At 58.2% G+C, this 18,191-nt stretch carries 16 protein-coding genes; 12 read left to right on the forward strand and 4 right to left on the reverse strand.

From position 1 onward, the window contains the following. Positions 1–6: 6 nt before the first annotated feature. The 5 genes from M3089_RS00855 to M3089_RS00875 all read left to right on the forward strand — a co-directional run bounded on the left by M3089_RS00855 (position 7) and on the right by M3089_RS00875 (position 3,863). Complete coding sequence (locus M3089_RS00855) at positions 7–1,947, forward strand: NAD(+) synthase (protein ID WP_249081243.1); 1,941 nt, start codon at positions 7–9, stop codon at positions 1,945–1,947. 292 nt (positions 1,948–2,239) lie between these two features. Then, positions 2,240–2,947, forward strand: a complete 708-nt coding sequence (locus M3089_RS00860; RefSeq protein ID WP_249081244.1) for a sigma-70 family RNA polymerase sigma factor — start codon at positions 2,240–2,242, stop codon at positions 2,945–2,947. Beyond that, positions 2,937–3,134: a hypothetical protein gene (locus M3089_RS00865; RefSeq protein WP_249081361.1), complete on the forward strand. Its 198-nt coding sequence runs from the start codon at positions 2,937–2,939 to the stop codon at positions 3,132–3,134. Before M3089_RS00860 ends, M3089_RS00865 begins: the two co-directional genes overlap by 11 nt. A gap of 19 nt (positions 3,135–3,153) precedes the next feature. Then, complete coding sequence (locus tag M3089_RS00870; protein ID WP_249081245.1) at positions 3,154–3,552, forward strand: rhodanese-like domain-containing protein; 399 nt, start codon at positions 3,154–3,156, stop codon at positions 3,550–3,552. After that, positions 3,549–3,863, forward strand: a complete 315-nt coding sequence (locus tag M3089_RS00875) for a nitrous oxide-stimulated promoter family protein (RefSeq protein WP_249081247.1) — start codon at positions 3,549–3,551, stop codon at positions 3,861–3,863. The genes M3089_RS00870 and M3089_RS00875 overlap by 4 nt, the downstream gene beginning before the upstream one ends. Positions 3,864–4,523: 660 nt before the next feature. Here the strand turns inward: M3089_RS00875 and M3089_RS15840 are convergent. Together M3089_RS15840 and M3089_RS00885 are read right to left on the reverse strand one after the other, a co-directional pair. Further along, positions 4,524–4,946, reverse strand: a complete 423-nt coding sequence (locus tag M3089_RS15840) for a DUF3127 domain-containing protein (RefSeq protein WP_317236381.1) — start codon at positions 4,944–4,946, stop codon at positions 4,524–4,526. A 50-nt stretch (positions 4,947–4,996) separates the two neighbouring features. After that, positions 4,997–5,398 carry a DUF3127 domain-containing protein gene (locus tag M3089_RS00885; protein WP_249081248.1) on the reverse strand — a complete coding sequence of 134 codons (402 nt, stop codon included), beginning with the start codon at positions 5,396–5,398 and terminating at the stop codon, positions 4,997–4,999. Positions 5,399–5,569: 171 nt separating this feature from the next. Here M3089_RS00885 and dnaN point away from each other — a divergent pair, with 171 nt between their 5' ends. From dnaN to M3089_RS00915, 6 genes are read left to right on the forward strand one after another with little or no spacing between them, the layout of a single operon-like run. Beyond that, positions 5,570–6,691: a DNA polymerase III subunit beta gene (dnaN, locus tag M3089_RS00890; RefSeq protein ID WP_205110619.1), complete on the forward strand. Its 1,122-nt coding sequence runs from the start codon at positions 5,570–5,572 to the stop codon at positions 6,689–6,691. A gap of 13 nt (positions 6,692–6,704) precedes the next feature. Continuing rightward, positions 6,705–7,559 carry a 3'-5' exonuclease gene (locus M3089_RS00895; RefSeq protein WP_249081249.1) on the forward strand — a complete coding sequence of 285 codons (855 nt, stop codon included), beginning with the start codon at positions 6,705–6,707 and terminating at the stop codon, positions 7,557–7,559. A gap of 9 nt (positions 7,560–7,568) precedes the next feature. Further along, complete coding sequence (gene coaBC, locus M3089_RS00900) at positions 7,569–8,762, forward strand: bifunctional phosphopantothenoylcysteine decarboxylase/phosphopantothenate--cysteine ligase CoaBC (protein WP_249081250.1); 1,194 nt, start codon at positions 7,569–7,571, stop codon at positions 8,760–8,762. A 13-nt stretch (positions 8,763–8,775) separates the two neighbouring features. Beyond that, positions 8,776–9,684: a type IX secretion system protein PorD gene (porD, locus tag M3089_RS00905; RefSeq protein ID WP_249081251.1), complete on the forward strand. Its 909-nt coding sequence runs from the start codon at positions 8,776–8,778 to the stop codon at positions 9,682–9,684. A gap of 3 nt (positions 9,685–9,687) precedes the next feature. Then, complete coding sequence (recN, locus tag M3089_RS00910) at positions 9,688–11,346, forward strand: DNA repair protein RecN (protein ID WP_249081252.1); 1,659 nt, start codon at positions 9,688–9,690, stop codon at positions 11,344–11,346. Then, positions 11,343–13,016 carry a tetratricopeptide repeat protein gene (locus M3089_RS00915; RefSeq protein WP_249081253.1) on the forward strand — a complete coding sequence of 558 codons (1,674 nt, stop codon included), beginning with the start codon at positions 11,343–11,345 and terminating at the stop codon, positions 13,014–13,016. The genes recN and M3089_RS00915 overlap by 4 nt, the downstream gene beginning before the upstream one ends. Positions 13,017–13,578: 562 nt before the next feature. Here M3089_RS00915 and M3089_RS00920 read toward each other — a convergent pair. Further along, complete coding sequence (locus tag M3089_RS00920; protein WP_249081254.1) at positions 13,579–14,583, reverse strand: NAD-dependent epimerase/dehydratase family protein; 1,005 nt, start codon at positions 14,581–14,583, stop codon at positions 13,579–13,581. A gap of 145 nt (positions 14,584–14,728) precedes the next feature. On the opposite strand from M3089_RS00920, the gene kbl reads away from it, so the two are divergent. Next, positions 14,729–15,919, forward strand: a complete 1,191-nt coding sequence (kbl, locus tag M3089_RS00925) for a glycine C-acetyltransferase (RefSeq protein ID WP_205110605.1) — start codon at positions 14,729–14,731, stop codon at positions 15,917–15,919. A gap of 503 nt (positions 15,920–16,422) precedes the next feature. Here kbl and dnaB read toward each other — a convergent pair. Continuing rightward, the gene (gene dnaB / locus M3089_RS00930; protein ID WP_205110603.1) at positions 16,423–17,970 is read right to left on the reverse strand and encodes a replicative DNA helicase; all 1,548 of its coding nucleotides are present in this window, start codon (positions 17,968–17,970) and stop codon (positions 16,423–16,425) included. Between the last annotated feature and the right edge of the window lie 221 nt (positions 17,971–18,191).

The following is an 18,191-nucleotide window of genomic DNA, read 5'->3' on the forward strand; positions in this document are numbered from 1 at the left end:
GGCATCATGAGACATGGTTTCGTTACAGTGGCCGCTGCCGTGCCATCGGTGCGCGTGGCCGACACCGACTTCAACCTGCGCGCCATAGAGTGCCAGATAGCCCGCGCCGAGGGCATGGGTGTCGAGGTGCTGTGCTTTCCCGAGCTCAGCCTCACGGGCTACACATGCCAAGACTTGTTCCGCTCGCAGCTCCTCGTCGACAAGGCCGAGGAAGCCCTGCTGCAGTTGCTCGACTTCACCCGCAAGCTCGACGTCATATCCATTGTGGGCCTTCCGGTGGCCGTGGGCGGACTGCTGCTCAACTGCGCCGCCGTGGTGCAGAAGGGGTGCCTGCTCGGCATAGTGCCCAAGACATACCTGCCCAACTACAACGAGTTCTACGAGAAGCGCTGGTTTGCCTCGTCGCGCGACCTGCGCCCCACCGAGATTTACCTTGCCGGCAGTTCGGTTGTGCTGTCGCCCGACCCCAAAGTGTTTGTCACCGTCGACGGCACAAGGTTTGGCATCGAGATTTGCGAAGACGTGTGGGCACCCGTTCCGCCGAGCAACAACCTCGCCCTGGCCGGTGCCGACATCGTGTTCAACCTCTCGGCCAGCAACGAGCTGATAGGCAAGCACGCCTACCTCAAGTCGCTGCTGGCCCAGCAGAGCGCCCGCACCATCAGCGGCTATGTGTATGCAGGCAGCGGTTTCGGCGAGAGCACGCAAGACGTGGTCTACGGGGGCAATGCCCTTGTCTATGAAAACGGAGCCCTGCTGGGCGAGGGCGACCGCTTCTCGCTCGAGCCCCAGTTGCTGGTGGCTCAGGTCGATGTGGACAGGCTGCGCTCCGAGCGCCGCACCAACACCACGTTTGTCAACGCCTCGCGTACGGCCGGCGCCACGGTGGTGCAGGCCAAGCCCGTAGAGGCCCGCGACTTCATGCTGTTGCGCGACGTCGAACCGTGGCCCTTTGTGCCGCAGGGCAGCGACAGCGAGGCAGCCCTCAACGAGGTGCTCGACATACAGACGCTGGGCCTCGCCCAGCGACTGGCCCACACCAAGTGCCGCCAGGTGGTGGTGGGCATTAGCGGCGGGCTCGACTCCACGCTCGCCCTGCTCGTGTGCGTTAGGGCCTTCGACAGGCTGAAGATAGACCGCCGCGGCATCATCGGCGTTACCATGCCCGGTTTCGGCACCACCGACCGCACCCACGACAATGCCGTGGCGCTCATGCAGTCGCTGGGCGTGTCGTCGCGCGAGATAAGCATCAAGGCCAGTGTGGAGCGGCATTTCATGGACATAGGCCACGACATGGGCGTTCACGACGTGACCTACGAGAACAGCCAGGCACGCGAGCGCACACAGATACTGATGGACCTGGCCAACGAGCTGGGCGGATTCGTCGTCGGCACGGGCGACCTCAGCGAGCTCGCCCTTGGGTGGGCCACATACAACGGCGACCACATATCTATGTACGGCGTCAACGCCGGGGTGCCGAAGACGCTCATACGCCACCTCGTGAAGCACATAGCCATGACGGAGGTCGACGGGACGTCGCGCGACACCTTGCTCGACATCATCGACACGCCCATCAGCCCGGAGCTGATACCGGCCGACGAGCAGGGCAACATAAGCCAGAAGACCGAGAGCCTGGTGGGCCCCTACGAGCTCCACGACTTCTTCCTCTACTATTTCGTGCGCTTCGGCTTCCGCCCGGCCAAGATTTACATGCTGGCCCGCCGCGCCTTCAACGGCTCGCACCCCGAGGCAGGCCGCTTTGACGACGAGACCATACGCTACTGGCTCACTACGTTCTTCAGGAGGTTCTTCAGCCAGCAGTTCAAGCGCTCCTGCCTGCCCGACGGGCCAAAGGTGGGCAGCGTGAGCCTCAGTCCGCGCGGCGACTGGCGCATGGCCAGCGACGCCTCGGCCGACATCTGGCTCAAAGAGTGCTCCGAGCTGTAGGCCGGTAGGATGGTCACATGTTTTGCTTTTGTCGCCGTTCGGCTTGCACCACGTTTGCAGTGCAGGCCGTGCGGCGGCTTCCGTTGTGGCCGTATGTGTTGACTGCCTGCCCGACAACAGGGCCAGGCGGGATATGGATATGATGGAATGATGGGTTAAAAAGACTTAAAGCAATGCCGTTTTTTACTCAGCATGGCTCCGTGTTACAGTAAAAACCATTAACTTTACTCCCGTGTTGCGGGCGCCCCCGGCGTTGCAAGGGTGGCACCCACAGGTAAACCAAGAAAAAACTATGCAAGATAACGACAGAAATTCACTCGACAGGTATATCGAGGAGATATGCCGCGAGCAGGTGCTCACGGCCGACGAGGAGCGCGAGCTGGCCGGGCGCATAGCCCGGGGCGACGGCAAGGCCGCCGAGAAGCTCGTCACGGCCAACCTGCGTTTCGTCATTTCAATGGCCAACAAGTACCGCGGGCGCGGGGTCGAGGTTGAAGACCTAGTGAGCGAGGGCAACATTGCCCTGATGAACGCGGCCGCCAAGTTTGACGCTTCGCGCAGCCGTTTCGTGTCGTATGCCGTGCCGATGGTGCGCCGTGCCATGGAGCAGGCCGTAGAGTCGCAGGGCGCGCTCTACCGTGTGCCGCGTGGCGAGGCCACCGCAGCCGAGAAGCGCCGCAGCCGTGCGCTGTCGGTCGACGCTCCGCTTGGCGGCAGGGAAAACATCAACCTGCTCAGCCTGCTGGTCAATCCCAACGCCCCGGAGGCCGACGCCATGTTTGACGACAGTCCGCACGGCAGCCTTTTGGCCGACGCCCTCGGCGTGCTCGACGAGCGCGAGCGCAGGGTGGTGGCCGCCGTCTTCGGCATAGGTTGCGAGCGGCTCACCATGGCCGAGGCCGCTGCCGAGATGGGGCTGAAGCGCGAGCGTGTGCGCCAGATACGCGACAAGGCCGTGAGAAAACTGTCGAAGCAACTGAAGGCCGCCCATGGACAGTAATTCACCCAAGCGCCGACAGGGCGCCATGGCCGCAGGAAGCGGGCGCGTGAGCGAGACTGACAGTTACAGGCGCGACCACCTGATACGTGTCATCGAGCGTTGCGTTGAGGGCATGACGCTCAAAGAGCTCGAAGCCATGAGCTACGATATGTTCACCAAGGGATATATCGAGGCCGAAGATTTATGACCTTTCAAATCATTATGTTATGAATAAATTGTTTGTCTGCATTGTGGTGCTGGCCGTTGTTGCCTTTGCCGCAGTGCTTCACGGGCAGTCGTCGCGCGAGCCGTTCTCTACGGTGGGCGTCGACGGTTTTGCGGCCTTGGCCGACTCGTCGGGCGTTCAGCTTGTCGACGTGCGCACCGATGCCGAGTATTCAGAGGCCCATCTGCCCGGGGCGATGCTCATCGACGTAAAGTCTGCTGGCTTTGACAGCGTGGCCACTGCCAGGCTCGACCGCAGCCGCGTGGTGGCAGTGTATTGCCGCAGCGGCAGGCGCAGTGCCGACGCCGCGCGCAGGCTGGCTGCATCGGGCTACCGGGTGGTAAACCTCGACGGTGGCATCATGGTGTGGCAGAAGGCAGTGCGCCCCGTGGTGAAATGAGGCTCCAATCCGGTGGGCGCAGCCGCATAGAGCGCGACAAGGCCACCGTGCACCGCATGATTGAGCTGTATTGCCGCCGCAAGCTGGGGTTGCCCGGCATAGTGGGCGAGTATGCCGAACTGGCCGACTACGCCATGCGCAGGCTCGAGCGCTGCCGCTTTGGCGAGGGCAAGCCGGCGTGCAAGAACTGCCCCGTACACTGTTACTCGCCGGCCAGGCGCACGCAGATACGCCGCATCATGCGGTGGGCCGGGCCGCGCATGCTCATCTACGCCCCGTTGGAGGCGTTGCGCCACCTGTTGTCGCGCTGAGGCGCAAGGGGGCACCCGATAAACATGGGGGGCATTTTAGGAGTTCAGGAGTACAGGAGTTCAGACAATAGTTTTTGTTTGTAATGGAGTTGGAGGGAGGTAGAAGGAGTTACAAGGAGTTAGAGGACAATAGCATAGACTATCATCGTGCAGCCCTTTCTTAATTCTTTGCTCGGAGTACAGACAATAGTTTTGGGAGCACGGGAACCCTGGGGGCATGGGGAAGTGTTGCAGAAAGATATAGCCAATGCTATTGTGTTACAGGAAGAGATAGTCAATGCTATTGTCCTCTAACTCCTTGTAACTCCTTCTACCTCCCTCTACCTCCCTCTACCTCCCTTTCCATTATACACAAAAACGTGAGGTTGCATGTGTGCTGCCGTTTTGCAGCGCAATACGGCCTGTTCCGCCCTGCCGCATGGCCCTTACGGGCCTTTGTTTCGGCCCGTGCTGTGTGGGCGTGAGGCCCGGCGTTGCAGGCTGGTGCGCCGAGCCTTGCATTTTTTACGACAAATCCGTTTTCCGCCCCGTGCCGGGGCCATTGCCAAGGCTGTGTTTGCTTGGCAGCTGCCATGACGCAACAGGTGCGCCCTCCGCGGAACTGTCCACGGCAGGCGCACCTGTTGCGCATCGCGTCTGCTTGTTTGTCGTTGCAGGGCGTCAGAAGGGCAGGTCGTCGGCACTGGTGTCGCCGGCTGCCGAGTCGGATGCAAACGGGTCGTCGCCGACTGCGGCATTCTGTGCCGGCGGGAACGGTGCCTGTGCCACACCTGCGGCGGCTGCGCCCATGGCTGCTGCCGGCTGCTGCTGTGCCACGCGGTTGACAGCCCATGCCCTGAAGCTGTTGAACCATCGGTCGCGCCACTGTCGTGCGTCGATGTCGAACGACACGGTGAGCTCTTCGCCCATCTGTATGTTGAACTGCGATATCTTGTCGGCCCCAAATACCTCGAAGCACATCTTGCGGGGGTATTGGTCATGGTTCTCGATTACGTATTCTTGTGCCTTCCACTCGTTGCCCGTGCTTTTCGACGTGCCCGTCTTCGGGTTGAGTATGGCTATTATCTTTCCTGTAAAATCCATTTGAGTGTGTTGAGTTTGTTGTTAAACGGTTGTAGAGCTGCACCGCCCGTTCAGCTGAACGGCAGGTCGTCGGTGTTTGAGCCGGCGGCAAACGGGTCGTCGGAGGCAGCACCGGGCTGTGCCGGCGGGAACGGGGCTGCCGTGGCAAAGTCGGTGGCGGCCGGTGCTGCCGGCTGCATGGCGTTGCGGTTGACGGCCCACACCCTGACACTGTTGAACCAGCGGTCTTGCCACTGGCGCGCGTCGATGTCGAACGACACGGTGAGCTCTTCGCCCATCTGTATGTTGAACTGTGCTATCTTGTCGGTGCCGAACACCTCGAAGCACATCTTCTTGGGATACTGGTCGTGGCTCTCGATGACATACTCCTGCACCTTCCACTCGTTGCCCGTGCTTTTGGATGTGCCGGTCCTCGGGGGCATGACGGCGATTATTTTTCCGGTGAATTCCATAAGTTGCTGTAATTTTTATTGTACAATGCTTTTAAGCGATTGCGAAATTACAAAAATAGTTTTAAATTGGGCAACTTTTCGTGCGATAATTTTGCTTTTCACATTGTTATTTTGTATTTTTGTAGACATTTTAATCAAAGGATAGATAACTAATTAAAGAAATAAGCACACATGAGATTTACTTTGTCGAGCACTGCGCTAAGCAGCAAACTCATTGCCCTGTCGAGGGTTATCAACAGCAAGAACTCATTGCCCATACTGTCAGACTTCGTGTTCGAGGTGGAGGGCAACACGCTGAAGCTGACCGCATCAGACAGCGAGAACATGATAAAGACGTCGGTGGAGCTCAACGAGAGCGACGAGGACGGCAGCTTTGCCATTGGCAACCATGACCTGCTCGAGGCCGTGAAAGGCTTTTCGGAGCAACCTCTGACATTCGAGGTTGACCGCAGCAGCAACCTGGCCAAGATTGTCTACCAGAACGGGCAGTTCTCGCTGTCTATTGAGAGCGCCGACGAGTTTCCGCAGGCATTGCAGGTGGGCGAGGGCGCAAGCACGATAACCATAGGCAGCGACCTGCTCGGCGACTGCATCAACCGCTCCATCTTCGCCACGGCCCAGGGCGAGCTGCGCCCCGTGATGAACGGCCTTTACTTCGACCTCACGCCCGAGTGCCTGTCGATAGTGGCCACCGACAGCCAGCGGCTCGTGCGCAACAAGGTGTTCGCCGTGAGCAGCGATGTGCCCGCGTCGTTCATCCTGCCCAAGAAGCCGGCCACGCTGCTCAAGAACATGCTCGGCAAAGACGTGAGCGAAGTGACCATAAGGTTTGACGAGCGCAACGCCGAGATAACCTTCGACGACTGCATCATCATCTGCAGGCTCATCGAGGGCCGCTACCCCAACTACAACGCCGTGATACCGCTCAACAACCCCAACCACCTGACCGTTGACAGGGTGGCGCTGCTGAGCGCCCTGCGCCGTGTGCAGCCCTTTGCCAGCTCGAGCAACCTTGTGCGGTTCCACATAGAGAACAGCGTGCTGCAGCTCGACGCCGAGGACTACGACTTCTCTAAGACAGCCACCGAGAGGATGGCGTGCGACTACAACGGGCTGCCCATGAGCATCGGGTTCAACGGCTCGTCGTTCATCGACATGCTCAGCAACTTTGAGTGCCAGGACATAGTGATACAGCTGGCCGACCCGAGCCGGTCGGGCGTTTTGGTGCCGTCGGAGCAGCCCGAGGGCCAGGATGTGCTCATGCTGCTCATGCCAATGCTCTTAAACGAATAACAACGCTGGCAGGATGAGACTAAACCTTAACAAGCCCCTCGTGGTGTTCGACCTCGAAACCACGGGTCTGGATTTGGTGAAAGACCGGATCATACAGCTGTCTTACATAAAGGTGAGCCCCGACGGGCAGGAGAAGCGCGTCAACCTGATTGTGAACCCCGGCAAGCCCATACCGGCCGAAGTGACTGCGCTCACGGGCATCAGCGATGCCGACGTGGCCGGAAAGCCGTTGTTCAAGGAGATTGCGGCCAGGCTCTGCGATGAGTTCCGCGGGTGCGACTTCGCCGGGTTCAACTCAAACCACTTTGACATACCCATGCTCGCCGAGGAGTTCCTGCGCGCCGGCATCGACTTCGACTTCTCAAAGTGCCACCTCATAGACGCCCAGACCATATTCCACAAGATGGAGAGGCGCAACCTGGCAGCGGCATACAAGTTTTACTGCGGGCGAGCAATGGAAGACGACTTCGAGGCACACAGGGCCGACCAAGACACCGAGGCCACCTACAGGGTGCTGATGGGCGAGCTCGACAAGTACAGTCCAGAGACCGAGCCCGACCCGGAGCGGCAGTTGCAGAACGACGTTGCCTTCCTGGCCGACTTCTCGCGGCAGAACAACAACGTCGACTTTGCAGGGCGTGTGGTCTGGGCCGACATGAAGGACGCGCAAGGCAATGTGGTGACAGGGCCCGACGGCAAGCCCCGCCAGGTGGAGGTGTTCAACTTCGGCAAGCACAAGGGAGAGCCCGTGGCGCAGGTGTTGCGCTACGACCCCGGCTATTACAGCTGGATACTCTCGGGCGACTTCACTTACAACACTAAACAGGTGCTCACCCGCATACGTCTGCGCGAGAGCAAATTAGGCTGACAACGAAATATGCTGAAAGGTAAAAAGATAGTGCTGGGCATCACCGGCTCGATAGCGGCCTACAAGGCTTGCTACATCATACGCGCCCTGGTGAAGGCCGGGGCCGAGGTACAGGTGGTGATAACACCTGCCGGCAAGGAGTTCATAACGCCGATCACGCTGTCGGCACTGACGCAGAAACCCGTCATCAGCGACTTCTTCTCACAGCGCGACGGCACATGGCACAGCCACGTGGCGCTCGGGCTGTGGGCCGACGCCATGGTCATTGCGCCGTGCACGGCATCGACCCTGGGCAAGATGGCGGGCGGGGTGGCCGACAATATGCTGGTCACCACGTATCTGTCGATGAAGGCCCCGGTGTTCATAGCCCCGGCCATGGACCTCGACATGTATGCCCACCCCTCAACACAGGCCAATCTCGAGAGGCTGCGCTCCTATGGCAACCACATCATTGAGCCGCAGAGCGGATACCTCGCCAGCGGCCTCGAAGGCAAGGGGCGCATGGAAGAGCCCGAGGCAATTGTCAAGGCCGTCGACGACTATTTCCGCGGCAACACCGGGCAATTGGCCGGCAAGCGCATCATGATAACAGCCGGGCCTACCTTCGAGCGCATAGACCCGGTGAGGTTTGTGGGCAATTACTCCAGCGGCAAGATGGGGTTTGCCCTTGCTGGCGAGTGCGCCCGGCGAGGGGCCGACGTGACTCTCATTGCAGGGCCGGTGGCCCTGAAGGAGGGCAGGGGCATAAGGCGCATCGACGTTGAGAGCTGCGACCAGATGTACATGGCCGCCGTGAGCGAGTTCGAGGGGTGCGACGCCGCCATACTCTGTGCCGCCGTGGCCGACTTCCGGCCCGACACTGTGGCCGACAGCAAGATAAAGCGCGGCGACAGCGACCTGGTGCTGAGGCTCAAGCCCACCCACGACATTGCCTCGGAGCTCGGGCGGATGAAAAAGCCGGGTCAGAGGCTCGTGGGATTCGCGCTCGAGACCGACGACGAACAGGCCCACGCCATGGGCAAGCTGGAGCGCAAGAACCTCGATTTCATTGTGCTCAACTCGCTGCGCAACAAGGGAACGTGCTTCCGCTCCGACGAAAACCAGGTGTGCATACTGACACGCGAGGGGATGACCGAATACCCGAAGAAAAGCAAGGAGGGCGTGGCCGAGGACATCATAGGCAGGCTGGCCGAGATAATGTAAACCTACAAATACAATGGACGCCAAGAGATTGTTGCTTGCGGCTGTGGCCGCTTTCATCGTGACGGCCTCGCGCGGGCAGGAGCTGCAGGCCAAGATAAACATCAACCACAGCAAGGTGGGAGTGACAGACGTCAGCGTTTTCGACAACCTGCAGCAGACGCTGGAGCAGTTTGTAAACGACAGGCAGTGGACAGACCTGCAGTTTCAGAAGAACGAGCGCATTGTCTGCAATTTCAACATCACGGTAAACAAGTACGACAAGACCAACAACACCTTTGAGTGTACGGCCACGATACAGGCCAACCGCCCCGTGTACAACTCGCAGTACAACTCGACGCTCTACAACAACCAGGACGCAAACTTCAACTTTCAGTTCGCTCAGTTCGACCAGCTCAACTTCAACGAGGATGTCATCGACAACCAGCTGACGGCCCTCTTCGCCTATTACGCATACCTGATAATAGGCATCAACCTCGACAGCTTTGCCCCCATGGGCGGCACCGACGTGTTGCAGAGGTGCCTCAACCTTGTAAACAACGCGCAGAACCTTGAGTTTACTGGCTGGAAATCGTTTGAGGACAGCAAGAACAGGTTTGCCATCATCAACGACTACCTCGACGAAGCCATGAAGCCTTTCCGCCAGCTGCAGTACGACTACTACCGCACGGGCCTCGACGAGATGGCATCGAACGTGGAGCGCGGGCGCACCAACATAACCGCCGCGCTCGAAAACGACTTGAAGAAGGCTCACGAAGACAAGCCGTTGAGCATGCTGCCGCAGATATGGACCGACTATAAGCGCGACGAACTGGCCAACATTTACAAAGGCAAGGGCACGCAGAAGGAAAAGGAGAGCGTTTACAACATTCTCTTCGGCATCAATGCCTCGCAAAGCAATTCGTGGAACAAAATCAAGGAATGAACAATGTTTAAGCAACTAATCATTAAGAACTTCACCCTCATCGACACGCTCGACATAAGGTTCAACCCCGGCTTCTCGGTCATTACGGGAGAGACGGGCGCCGGAAAGAGCATCATACTCGGTGCCATTGGTCTGCTGCTCGGTCAACGGGCCGACACCAAGGCCATCAAGGCAGGGGCGTCGAAGTGTGTCATCGAGGCCCATTTCGACCTCTCGCGCTACGACATGGAGGAGTTTTTCAGCCAAAACGACATAGAGTACGACCCCGACGACTGCATAGTGAGGCGCGAGCTGGCCGCATCGGGCAAGAGCCGGGCTTTCATCAACGACACCCCGGCGCCGCTGGCCCTGCTCAAGGAACTGGGCGAGAGGCTCATCGACGTGCACAGCCAGCACCAGAACCTGCTGCTCGGCAAGCAGGACTTCCAGCTCGAGGTGGTGGACATCATTGCCGACGATGCCGCTGAGCTGGCCCTTTACCGCGAGGCTTTCTCGGAATACACCGACTCGGTGAAGGCCCTCGGCGAGCTTAATGAAAAGATAGAGCGCGACAGGGCCAACGCCGACTTCATAAGGTTCCAGTACGACGAGCTCGACTCGGCCAGGCTCGCGGAAGGCGAGCAGCAGGAGCTCGAGCAGAAAGCGTCGACCATGAGCCATTCGGAGGAAATAAAAAGCGCGCTCTACGAGGCCGACAACATGCTGGCTGCCGAAGGCGCCGGGGCCGTGGGCAACCTGCGCTCGGCCGGCGGTGCCATGGAGGCCGTGGCAAGCATGCTGCCCCAGGCCGCCGAACTGGCAGAGCGGCTCAACAGCGCATACATAGAGCTCAAGGATGTGTCGCAGGAGATAAGCCGCCTGCTTGAAAGCATAGACTTCGACCCTGCCGAGCTCGACGCCATCAACGACCGCCTTGACACCATCTACAGCCTCGAGAAGAAATATCACTGCGAAAGCGTCGAGGGGCTCTTGGCGCGGCGCAACGAGCTGCGTGAACAGATAGACAACATAGACAACAGCGACGAGGCGCTGGCCGAACTGCAGGCCAGGGTTGACGCCGCACGGCAGCATTGCCTCGACTGTGGGGCGCGGCTCACTGCCTTGCGCACCGACGCCGCACGGCGCATTGAGGGCGAGATGCAGCAAAGGCTTGTGCCGCTGGGCATGCCGAGCGTGCGCTTCAGCGTGGCCGTCGACGCCGAGCAACCGTCGCGCAACGGGTGCGACCGCGTGGCTTTCCTGTTCAGCGCCAACCGCAGCACGCCCATGCAGCCTGTGTCGCAGGTGGCGTCGGGCGGCGAGATAGCCCGCGTAATGCTCTCGCTGAAGGCTATGATAAGCGGGGCCGTGAAGCTGCCCACCATCATCTTCGACGAGATTGACACCGGTGTCAGCGGCAAGATAGCCGAGAAAATGGCGCTGATAATGCAACAGATGGGGCGCAGCGACCGCCAGGTGATAAGCATAACCCACCTGCCGCAGATTGCAGCAGTGGGGCAGACGCACTATAAGGTATACAAGGAGGAGACCGACAGCGGTACGACAAGCCGCATGATACTGCTCGACGGCGATGCCCGGGTGAGGGAAATCGCACAGATGCTGAGCGGAAGCGACGTGTCGGAGGCCGCCATTAACAACGCAAAGGAACTACTTAGGAAATGAGACGTACACTTATTTGCATTATGGCCGCGCTCGCATGGTGTGCGGCACAGGCCCAGCCGGGCTGGGTGAAGAAGGCCGCAAAGGCTGTGTTCACCCTCAAGACATTCGATGCCGACGGCAATCTTATTGCCAGTTCCAACGGGTTTTTCGTTGGCGAGCAGTGTGAGGCCCTGAGCAGTTTCGCGCCCTTCAAGGGGGCCGCGAGGGCTGTAGTCATCGACACGAAGGGCAACGAGATGCCCGTGGCGAGCATCATCGGGGCAAACAGCACGTATGATGTGGCCAAGTTCAGGGTCGAGGCTAAGTCGACCGCCCCCTTGGCCATAGCTGCAGCCAATGCCGCAGAGGGCAGCGCAGTGTGGCTCTTGCCATACAGCACGAAGAAGTCGCCTGATTGCATCGAGGGCCGGGTGAGCAAGATCGAGACGTTCCAGGGCTCTTATGCTTACTACACCGTCGGCATGAAGGGCATAGAGAATTCCGTCAGCTGCCCGCTCTTCAACGCCAATGGCGAGGTGATTGGACTGATGCAGCAGCCGGTAGACGCCAAGGACACTACCAACTATGCCGTCAGCGCGGCCTTCGCCAACTCGCTGAAGACCAACGGGCTGAGCATAAACGACGCCACGCTCAACTCTACTTCCATAAAGAAGGAGTTGCCCGACGAGCTCAACCAGGCCGTGCTTACGCTCTACGTGGCCGGCTCGGTGCTCGACTCCTCAGCCTACGCAGCCACTGTCAACGACTTCATTGCCAAGTTTCCGAACGCGGCCGACGGCTACATCTCGCGCGCGCAGCTGTCGGTGGGGGCGCAGGACTACGCCGCCGCCGATGCCGACATGCAGCAGGCGATAAAGGTGGCCGACAAGAAAGACGACGCTCACTTCAACTATGCCAAGCTGATGTACCAGAAGTTGATGTTTGCTGATGCCAAGCCTTACGACAAGTGGACATTCGACGCCGCTGCCGCCGAGGCCCGCGCAGCCTACGATATAAACAAGGTGAGCCTGTACCGGCAGTTGGAGGCGCAGATACGATTTGCCCAGAAACGGTACGACGAGGCGTATTCCATATACTCCGAGCTGCTGGGCGGCGACATGCGCAATGCCGAAACGTACTTCGCGGCGGCGCGCTGCAAGGAGATGATGAGCGACACGACTGCCATGCTGGCATTGCTCGACAGCGCCGTCAACACCTTCAGCAAGCCTTACCTCAAGTCGGCGGCGCCTTACATCCTTGCTCGGGCGCAGGCGCTGCTCAGCATGAAGGAGTACCGCAAGGCAGTGGTCGACTTCAACGAGTATGAGAAGCTGATGCCTACCGAGGTCAACGCCAACTTCTACTACATACGGGCGAGGGCCGAAATAGACGGGCACATATACCAGGCCGCCCTCAACGACTTGGCAACAGCCATTGGCAAAGACCCGAAGAACACGCTTTACTATTGCGAGAAAGCGTCGCTCGAGATACGTGTCAACCTGTTCGACGATGCCATAAAGACGGCCGGGCAGTGCATTGCCGTCGACCCTAAGCTCGGCGAGGGCTACATGTTTCTTGGTCTGGCGCAGTGCCTTAAGGGCGACAAGGCCACCGGAAGGCAGAACCTGCAGAAGGCAAAAGACTTGGGCGACACCCAGGCACAGGAGTTGATAGACAAGTATGCCAATTGACGGCGCCCGCACGGCAATGGGCCGGCGGCGGGAGGGCATGCCCCGTAGGCTTGCGCCAATACGGCGCTTTGCCTGCGGGGCATGTCTGTCTTGCCTGTTCTATTTCGCTACATTTTCTCTGATAATGATATTTCCCCTCATCCATACACTCTGGCCACAATTGTCCGTAGGGCTGCCCGATGCAGTCATGGCATCCATTACATTCGCCACAAAACACATTCCCCGCTCCCGTCGGCGCCAACTCGGCCGCTTTGTTGCGGCATAGGCCGCTATGCCTGCTGCAAAGACTGCAGGCAATTTGCAGGGGATTGGATGATGCGGCTTGCACTCTAACTGCCTGTTGCGGGCAAATGAAAAGGATACGTGATGCATATCCATCCCGTATCCTTATATGTCTTGAATATAGTTATAGGCTGTCTTTGTATTATCAGCGGCCGGTTTGAGCTGTTTTTTCTTAGGCGGCTTGTGCGTTTGCCTTGTGGCATGGCTGCCTATGTGGCGAAACAAACGGGCAGGCACTACCGGAGAGACACTCAGGTCGGCTTGGTAGAAAAGGCTGCTTCTATAGCGTCAATACACTTTCCTGGCGCTGGTTGCATGCGCTTGGCGCGTCCGATTTGCCAAAGCGGATTCTCAGTTTCTCAATCATGTCTTTGGTCATCGCGTCCAAGTCGTACTCGGGTTTCCAGCCCCACTCCTGGCGTGCGCAAGTGTCATCCAGTGAGTTTGGCCAAGATTCGGCTATGGCCTGGCGTAGCGGGTCAACCTCGTAAACCATTTTGAATTCAGGTATATACTCCTTTATTTTATTGTATATGGTATCTGGCTCGAAACTCATGGAGGCAATGTTGAACGAGTTGCGGTGGACAAATTTGTCGGGGTCGGCTTCCATTATCTCAATTGCGGCGCGCAGGGCGTCGGGCATGTACATCATGTCCATGTAGGTGCCTGCGGCAATGGGGCACTTGAACGTCTCACCCTTCACTGCCGAATAATATATGTCAACGGCGTAGTCGGTGGTGCCGCCACCCGGGGGCGTTACATACGAGATAAGCCCGGGGAAGCGAACCGAGCGAGTGTCTACCCCAAAGCGGTTGTGGTAATAGTCGCTCAGCAACTCTCCCGACACCTTGGTAACGCCATACATGGTGCGTGGGTTGCGGATGGTGTCTTGCGGGGTCTTGTCTTTTGGTGTGTCGTCGCCAAACACGCCTATTGAACTGGGGGTGAAGACCGCACAGTGCATCGTGCGTGCCACCTCTAAAACGTTGAACAGCCCGCCCATGCCAATCTTCCAAGCCATCTGCGGCTTTGACTCGGCAACGGCAGACAGTAATGCCGCCAGGTTGTAGATAGTGTCGATTTTGTACTTGGAAACGGCTTCTGCAATCTGCTGCTCATTGGTGACATCTACGATGGCGCTCGGACCCGACTCTTTCAGCTCACCTGTAGGTTCTGCACCCGGGATGTAGCCGGCAACGATGTTGCCGTTGTACAGCCCTCTCAATTTCATGGTCAACTCTGAACCAATCTGGCCGGTTGAACCGATAATCAATACATTTTTCATGCTTTGTCGTTTCTTTATATCTAAATTTTAAGATGTACAAAGATAGTACATTATTCTTAATTGTTTCAGAGAATATTCAAGAGATTTTATTTGTTATATCAAAAAAAATTGAGACCTTTGCATAAGAATCCTAAAACTTACATGTATGTACGGTAAATTTCAAGACTTTTTGGCTAATGAACTCTCTGGCATAGAGGCTGCCGGCCTGTACAAAAGAGAGCGTGTGATAACAACTCCACAGAGTGCAGACATCAAGGTCAATGCCGGGGAGCGTGTGCTTAACTTTTGCGCAAACAACTATTTGGGCCTTTCTGACAACAAGAGGCTGATTGATGCAGCAAAGCAGGCCATGGACAGCCATGGCTACGGTATGTCGTCGGTGCGGTTCATTTGTGGCACACAGGATTTGCACAAACAACTCGAAGAGGCTGTCTCCGACTACTTCCACACGGAAGACACCATTCTTTATGCTGCCTGCTTCGATGCAAACGGCGGATTGTTCGAGCCTCTTTTTACTGAGGAAGACGCCATCATCTCCGACTCGCTGAACCATGCCTCAATAATAGACGGCGTGCGTCTGTGCAAGGCAAAGCGATATCGCTATGCCAATGCCGACATGGCCGACTTGGAGCGCTGCCTGCAGGAGGCCCAGGCCCAGCGCTTCCGCATCATTGCCACAGACGGTGTGTTCTCGATGGACGGCAACGTGGCGCCAATGGACAAGATATGCGACCTGGCCGAGAAATACGACGCGTTGGTAATGGTTGACGAGTCGCACTCTGCCGGCGTGGTAGGCCCGACCGGCCGCGGCGTGGCTGAGCAGTTCAATGTCTACGGTCGAATAGACATCTTTACAGGTACCCTTGGCAAGGCTTTCGGTGGTGCCATGGGAGGATTCACAACAGGAAGGAAGGAAATAATTGACATGCTGCGCCAGCGCTCGCGCCCCTACCTGTTCTCTAACTCGGTGGCCCCGGCCATAGTGGGGGCGAGCATAGAGATGTTCAAGATGCTCAAGGAAAGCAATGCGCTGCACGACAAGCTGGTGGAGAACGTAAACTATTTCCGTGACAAGATGATTGCCGCCGGCTTCGACATAAAGCCTACGCAGAGTGCCATTTGCGCCGTGATGCTTTACGATGCAAAGCTCTCGCAGGAGTTTGCTGCAAAGATGCAGGACGAGGGTATTTATGTTACAGGTTTCTATTATCCTGTCGTTCCAAAGGGGCAGGCCCGCATCCGCGTACAGCTGTCGGCCGGGCACGAGCGTGAGCACCTTGACAGGGCCATCGCTGCGTTTGTGAAGGTAGGCAAGGAACTTGACGTCATCAAGTGACTCCGTTTCAGGCAAACCGGGCTTGCATCAGCCCGGTTTGTTTGCACCGTTGGCAATATTCCCAATACATTCCATCCTGTTGTCGCCACGACGCCTGCTCGCAATGGCCGGGCCAAATGTGCAGGCCCATCTGCCAGGCAACAGGAAGGAACCGTATTTTGCCGTGTCGACAGGGTAGGGGAAAAAGCATACAGGTTGTTGTCGTTTCCGGTTGGCGCAAGGCGGGTTCAAGGCATCTGGCTCGCTTTTGGTTCGTTTCATGAAATGGCCGGATGATAGCTGATAGTCATGTTATGATGTTTCGCCTTTCAAATAAGCATAAAAGTGAAAGGCCCGTGCCACCGGCAGTTGGTGTCGTTTCGCTCGTTCATGCCATTTCTTTTGGCCATTCGGCGTGAATGGCCCTTTCGGGGTGTCTTGGCCAAAGGGCGATGCACCGTGTTGAGGACAGTTGCAGGATGAGAGCTCCGTGGCGCCCATCGTGCAACTGCCCCGTTTTTATGTCAGAACGCCGGTCCCTCGCCCGGTGGCAGCATTCCGCCGAACGGGTCGTAGTCGTTGGGCAGTTCGGGTGCAGGGCCAAGGTCGCCGTTGATGCGCGACCCCAGTATCTCGCCTCCGGCCGCCGGCGTCGACTTGCCCAGGCGTGTGTCCTCCGGATTCTCGAATCGTGTGAACTCTCCGCGGAAGGTGAGCAGCACGTCGCCCGTGGCACCCTTACGGTGCTTGGCGATGATGATTTGCGCCATGCCGTGCAGGTCGCGCCCGTTTTCGTCTTCGTAGATGTGATAGTATTCCGGCCTGTGTACGAAGAGCACCATGTCGGCGTCTTGCTCTATGGCTCCCGACTCGCGCAAGTCGCTCAGTTGCGGGCGCTTGCCCTCCAGTCCCTCGCGCGACTCCACGCCACGGTTCAGCTGCGACAGTGCCAGTATTGGTATGTCGAGCTCTTTGGCCAGTCCTTTCAGCGAACGCGAGATGGTAGAAACCTCTTCCTGTCGGCTGCTGAACCGCATGCCGTTGGCGTTCATCAGCTGCAGGTAGTCAATCATGATGAGCTTCACTCCGTGCTCGCGCACCAGTCGGCGGGCCTTTGTTCGCAGCTCGAATACCGACAGGCCAGGTGTGTCGTCCACATAGAGCGGTGCTCCTATCAGGTTGTTCATGCGCTTGTCGAGCCGGTCCCACTCGTCGGGCTGCAGCTGTCCGTTTAGTATTTTGCTTCCCTGTATCTCGCAGCAGTTGGATATCAGTCGGTTTACGAGCTGCACGTTGCTCATTTCGAGCGAGAAGAAAGCCATCGGAACCTTGTAGTCGGCGGCAATGTTCTTGGCCATCGACAGTGCGAACGACGTTTTTCCCATGGCCGGGCGCCCGGCAATGATGACAAGGTCGCTGGCCTGCCATCCGCTGGTTATGTCGTCCAGCTTGTGGTATCCGGTGGGCACGCCCGTCAGTCCGTCCTTGTTGGCGGCCGCTTTCTGTATCACCTCGACAGCGTTCTTTATCACAGGGTCTATCTGCGTATAGTCTTTCTTCATGTTGCGCTGCGAGAGCTCAAACAGCGAACCCTCGGCCTCCTGCATCAGGTCGTCGATGTCGGTAGTGTCGTCGAAGGCCTTGGTCTCTATGACGCTGGCAAACGATATGAGCTGCCTGGCAAGGTATTTCTGGGCGATGATGCGAGCGTGATACTCGATGTTGGCCGACGAGGCCACGCGCGAGCTCAGCTCGGCAACATATACCGGGCCGCCCACCTCGTCGAGGTCGCCGTTCTTGGCCAGCTGTTCGGTGACGGTGAGCACGTCGACCGGGCGCTCGGCCATGCTCAGGTCGCGCACGGCGGCATACACCTTCTGGTTGCGCGGCTCATAGAAGCTTTCGGGGTAGAGCATCTCGCAGACCACTGCGTAGGCGTCTTTGTCAATCATTAGTGCCCCGAGCACAGCCTTCTCCACGTCGGTGGCCTGTGGTTGCAGGTGGCCGTAGGTATTGTCGACGGCCGCCGGTTTTCGTTGCCGTCGCGGCCTGTTGTTGTCTTGTTCTGCCATTGTTTTTTTCGGTTTTGGCTGCAAAGGTACAAAAAAGCGCGCAATGTGCCCAGCGTAGGTGCCTAAAAAACACCTGCGGCAGGTTGCCTCGCCGGCAGGCTGGCTTGCCGGCGTGGTGACGGCAAGGCCGGGGTGGCTTTTGTCTGGAAGGATATGTAGACATGCTGGTTGACCTGCTGCTGCCCAACAGGCTGTTTTTTCTGAAAAGACTCCACCCGCCG

The sequence above is a fragment of the Marseilla massiliensis genome (assembly GCF_023336985.1).
In the GTDB taxonomy this organism is placed as follows: Bacteria; Bacteroidota; Bacteroidia; order Bacteroidales; family Bacteroidaceae; genus Prevotella; species Prevotella intestinigallinarum.

Coding starts and splice junctions, on each gene's coding strand:
- dnaN (WP_205110619.1), top strand. CDS start 5,570: ATGAGATTTACTTTGTCGAGCACTGCGCTAAGCAGCAAACTCATTGCC.
- M3089_RS00870 (WP_249081245.1), top strand. CDS start 3,154: ATGAATAAATTGTTTGTCTGCATTGTGGTGCTGGCCGTTGTTGCCTTT.
- M3089_RS00855 (WP_249081243.1), top strand. CDS start 7: ATGAGACATGGTTTCGTTACAGTGGCCGCTGCCGTGCCATCGGTGCGC.
- M3089_RS00865 (WP_249081361.1), top strand. CDS start 2,937: ATGGACAGTAATTCACCCAAGCGCCGACAGGGCGCCATGGCCGCAGGA.
- kbl (WP_205110605.1), top strand. CDS start 14,729: ATGTACGGTAAATTTCAAGACTTTTTGGCTAATGAACTCTCTGGCATA.
- M3089_RS00915 (WP_249081253.1), top strand. CDS start 11,343: ATGAGACGTACACTTATTTGCATTATGGCCGCGCTCGCATGGTGTGCG.
- M3089_RS15840 (WP_317236381.1), bottom strand. CDS start 4,946: ATGGATTTTACAGGAAAGATAATAGCCATACTCAACCCGAAGACGGGC.
- porD (WP_249081251.1), top strand. CDS start 8,776: ATGGACGCCAAGAGATTGTTGCTTGCGGCTGTGGCCGCTTTCATCGTG.
- M3089_RS00885 (WP_249081248.1), bottom strand. CDS start 5,398: ATGGAATTCACCGGAAAAATAATCGCCGTCATGCCCCCGAGGACCGGC.
- M3089_RS00860 (WP_249081244.1), top strand. CDS start 2,240: ATGCAAGATAACGACAGAAATTCACTCGACAGGTATATCGAGGAGATA.
- coaBC (WP_249081250.1), top strand. CDS start 7,569: ATGCTGAAAGGTAAAAAGATAGTGCTGGGCATCACCGGCTCGATAGCG.
- M3089_RS00875 (WP_249081247.1), top strand. CDS start 3,549: ATGAGGCTCCAATCCGGTGGGCGCAGCCGCATAGAGCGCGACAAGGCC.
- M3089_RS00920 (WP_249081254.1), bottom strand. CDS start 14,583: ATGAAAAATGTATTGATTATCGGTTCAACCGGCCAGATTGGTTCAGAG.
- M3089_RS00895 (WP_249081249.1), top strand. CDS start 6,705: ATGAGACTAAACCTTAACAAGCCCCTCGTGGTGTTCGACCTCGAAACC.
- dnaB (WP_205110603.1), bottom strand. CDS start 17,970: ATGGCAGAACAAGACAACAACAGGCCGCGACGGCAACGAAAACCGGCG.
- recN (WP_249081252.1), top strand. CDS start 9,688: ATGTTTAAGCAACTAATCATTAAGAACTTCACCCTCATCGACACGCTC.